Here is a 2,043-nt window from a genome sequence, read left to right on the forward strand (position 1 = left end):
CGGCCGGGAGGCGCCCCGCCCCACCGCCTCCGACGGGACCGGCCGGACCTACTCCCCGGAGTCCCCGCCGCCGTGGTCTCCACGGTCACCGTGGTCACCACCGTCGCCGTGGCCCTCGTGACCACCGCGGCCCCCGGCTCCGGGCTCGGCCTCGCGGCCCGCGAACGCCTCGGCGATGGTGTGCGCGTTGGTCTCGTACAGCGCGATCAGGTCCAGGTCCTCGCCCGGGTAGTTGACCACCCCGATCTGGAGCGCGTCGGAGTCGGGCAGCACCCGGCCCGCCGACATGTGCGTGTTCTCGAACACGAACGCGGGCTCGGCGCCGGCCAGACCGGCCACGTCGGAGGCGCCCAGCTGCTCGGGCCCGTAGGTCTCGACCAGTTCCGCCCCGGCGAGCTCGGCGGCCCAGGTGGCGTAGACCTGCGCGACGGCGCGCGGCGCCTCCCCGTCCGGCCACCGCCCGGCGAGGTCCTCGGAGATCCGCTCGCGCTCCTCGTCGAAGGTCGACAGCCACGCCTCGGCGGCGTCGGAGGTGCCGAACAGCTCGCCCAGGCGGGTGACCTCGGCGGCGATGGTGTCCGGGGAGTTGTCCAGTTCCACCTCGACCGTCTCCGCGTCGCCGCCCGCCGCGTCCGTGATCTGCTGGGCGAACGGCTCCAAGGGGCTGTAGAGCACGTAGTCCGCCTCGGCCACGGCCGCCAGGTCGGAGGGGGCGGGCTCGTACTCGGGAGCGTGCTGGACGTCGGCGGGCACGATCACCGTGACGTCCCCGGCCCCGGCCGCGGTCGCGAACGCCCCCTGCCAGGTCGTGGTGGCCACGATCGCGGGCCCCTCGGCGGAGGCGCCGTCGGAGCCGTCCGCGCCCTCGCCCGTGTCCGCGCCCGCCGCGCAGCCGGTGAACAGCAGCGCGGCGGAACTCAGTGCGAGGGGTCGAAGGAGTGCGGGGTGCGGTGCCATGCGCGGCGTGTCCTTTCGGGGAGGAGGTGGGCGGCCACGGCGAGGAACCCGGCCGTCAGGACCAGAACCGGCCCGGGGGGAAGGTCGAGGAGGAGCGCGAGGGCGAAGCCGACGATCGTGCTGACCAGGCCGCACACCACGGCCCAGACCGCGATCGAGGTCAGGGAGGAGCCCAGTCGGCGCGCGGCCAGTGCGGGCAGGATGGTGAGCGCGTCGACCAGCAGCGCGCCGGTCAGCCGGATCGCCCCGGCCACGGCGACGGCGACGATCACCAGCAGGACGAGGGTGAACCACCGGACGCGCACACCGCTGACCAGCGCGAGCTCGCGGTCGTGCAGGAGCAGGGCGAGCTGGCGGCGGAAGAGGACGACGAGCCCGGGGACGAGCACGGCCAGGCAGCCGAGGATGACCAGGTCGACGGTGCGCACCGACAGGATGGAGCCCCACAGCAGGGCGAAGGCGCTGGCGGCGTTGGCTCCGGAGACCGCGATGAGCAGGAGCGCCGCCGCCATGGCCAGGCTCATCAGCAGACCCATGCCGCCGGAGAGCCCGCCCGGCCGGTCGGCCAGGGGGCTGACCGCCGCCCCGGCGCAGGCGCAGGCCACCAGCGCGCACAGGGTCGGATCGGCCCCGGTGAGCAGGCCGACGGCGATCCCCAGCAGGGCGACGTGCATCATCGCGAAGCGGACCGGCATGATGTCCAACCCGACGATGACCACCCCGACCAGGGGGAGTCCGACCGCGCCCAGGAACAGGCCCAGGGCGGCGCGTTGGACGGTGGGCATGACCAGGAGGGCGGCCAGGGTGTCCGCGTCGATCACGCGACCTCCCGGAGTCGGCCCGCCGCCATCTCCAGCCTCCGGTCGCAGTCGGCCGCCAGGTCGGGATCGTGGGTGACGACCAGGGTGGTGACGCCCAGGGAGAGCAGATGGCGGGCCGCGTCGCGTCGGGCGTCGAAGTCGAGGGCGGCGGTCGGCTCGTCGGCCAGGACCACGCCGGCGCCGGCGTCGACGCGACCGATCACGCGCGCCAGGTGCACGCGCTGGAGCTGCCCGCCGGAGAGGGTGGCGACCGGCCGGGCCCGGG

At 75.2% G+C, this 2,043-nt stretch carries 2 protein-coding genes and 1 pseudogene; all 3 read right to left on the reverse strand.

The window, feature by feature from the left end:
* Positions 1-48: 48 nt before the first annotated feature.
* On the reverse strand, positions 49-957 hold the full coding sequence (locus D471_RS0124360; RefSeq protein WP_017601031.1) for a metal ABC transporter solute-binding protein, Zn/Mn family: 909 nt from the start codon (positions 955-957) through the stop codon (positions 49-51).
* The gene (locus tag D471_RS0124365) at positions 918-1,778 is read right to left on the reverse strand and encodes a metal ABC transporter permease (RefSeq protein WP_017601032.1); all 861 of its coding nucleotides are present in this window, start codon (positions 1,776-1,778) and stop codon (positions 918-920) included. Before D471_RS0124365 ends, D471_RS0124360 begins: the two co-directional genes overlap by 40 nt.
* A pseudogene (locus D471_RS0124370) lies at positions 1,775-2,043 on the reverse strand (ABC transporter ATP-binding protein); the annotation flags it as partial. The pseudogene D471_RS0124370 and the gene D471_RS0124365, both read right to left, overlap by 4 nt.

Source organism: Nocardiopsis lucentensis DSM 44048 (genome assembly GCF_000341125.1).
In the GTDB taxonomy this organism is placed as follows: Bacteria; Actinomycetota; Actinomycetes; order Streptosporangiales; family Streptosporangiaceae; genus Nocardiopsis; species Nocardiopsis lucentensis.